Source organism: Halorubrum sp. SP9 (genome assembly GCF_005435015.1).
In the GTDB taxonomy this organism is placed as follows: domain Archaea; phylum Halobacteriota; class Halobacteria; order Halobacteriales; family Haloferacaceae; genus Halorubrum; species Halorubrum sodomense.
This window is the reverse complement of record NZ_SGXU01000096.1, coordinates 1-1,546: the sequence shown is the minus strand read 5'-3', so window position 1 is coordinate 1,546 and position 1,546 is coordinate 1. Positions and strand designations below refer to the sequence as shown.

Here is a 1,546-nt window from a genome sequence, read left to right as displayed (position 1 = left end):
GACGTGAACGACACGCTGGTGGCACGCATCGGTGTTGATCGGTCGACAATAGTTGGTGAACCAATCGACAAATTCCCGTGGCTGGACCTTGACCCGAACCACGGACTCACGGTTTGTGAGGCGGTCAACCGCGCGGGTGGCGGTGAACTCGTCCAGACCGAAGGAGAACTACAGGGTCCAGATGGTCTCGCACGCATCGAGGTGTGGTTCAAGCCGATTCGTAACGCCGCTGGTGAAATCACGCTGATCGCCGTTGAGGGGAAAGATATCACCGTGAAGACGCGACAGCGACAGCATTTACAGGTGTTCCAGCGGGTCGTCCGACACAACGTCCGCAACGATTTAAACAAGCTCGTGGGATGGACGACGATACTCGCCGAGGAACCGGACGCTGACTGTCGTCAGGATCATCTCCGCCGACTGACGCGTATATTCGACGGGTGGGAACGACTTACGAACAAAATGCAGGTGATTGATCGCGCGATACGGGAGATACCACACGACGAGTCGACCGTTAACATCGCTGAGGTCACTGAAACGGCCGCAACGGCGGTACGGGATGACTACTCGGACGCAACGATCGCTGTCTCTGTCGACGCGACCGACGAGACTGTCTCACGATGGCTTACACGCCCACTTACCGAGGTGATAAAGAACGCGGTGGCCGCAGGAGACCGAGAAGACCCGTACGTCAACGTATCGGTGAGACAGGTCGACAACGGCTGGCTCCAGATCGTCGTGACCGACGACGGGCCTGGCATGCCAGATATCGAGCGGGAAGTACTCGTCACCGGCGAAGAGACGCCGTTACAGCACGGCTCTGGGCTCGGGATCTGGCTAATTCGGATGTTAGTCTCCGTACTCGGCGGAGAGATCGACGTCGACGTGACCGACACAGGTACCGAAGTCGTGCTTCGCGTTCCGACGTCGTCAGCAAACCGCAATCTGGGTTTAGTCGCACCCGAGCAGATATCCTAGTAGGTGTAGTGTACAAACCGCGAGAAGTGTAGAAAGGCCGATAAACAAAGCGCAATCTCACAACGAGGGTCAACGATCCGAAACCCACCAATCGAGGCGGGAGTGTGGCGCGGCTTCGTCGGGTAATATCACCGTATTCACTCCGGGGTAGACTCGCCGCCGTCTTCATCGACTATCCCGGAAGGCTGTCGCTCCACTGCTTGGGCCGATGCTTCACTATCCGAGCACGGCGCGGAGCCAACCACCTGCCATGTGGGGGCAACATCTCGCTTCCCACACACTCGCGCCTCGATCTGGCCGTCGCCGGTTCGCATCTCAACAACGTAATCGAAGTGTGCCGACCCAAACCAGCTGGAACCGTCGATGTCGCTCGCTGGTGGCAGGTGGATGAGCCCGCCGACGTCCTGATTTCGCCACTGGCCAACCAGTTCGTGGAGGAACCTGTCAAGCGCAGTCGGGTCGTGATGCGCTAGCAGTTGCGTCAACGTCGCGATCGCGAACGTTCCCGTTCGATCACCCGTCGCGAGCTGCGTCGTCGCACGTTCGGCGGCGACCCCAAGTGAAGTGA

General features: G+C 59.0%; 2 protein-coding genes. One reads left to right on the top strand and one right to left on the bottom strand.

Going from position 1 to position 1,546, the window contains the following annotated elements:
- On the top strand, positions 1–978 hold a 978-nt coding region (locus tag EXE45_RS16550; protein ID WP_137694971.1), incomplete at its 5' end, for a sensor histidine kinase KdpD.
- A gap of 137 nt (positions 979–1,115) precedes the next feature.
- Here the strand turns inward: EXE45_RS16550 and EXE45_RS19765 are convergent.
- A partial coding sequence (locus EXE45_RS19765; protein WP_158294289.1) for a hypothetical protein occupies positions 1,116–1,546 on the bottom strand: 431 nt, incomplete at its 5' end.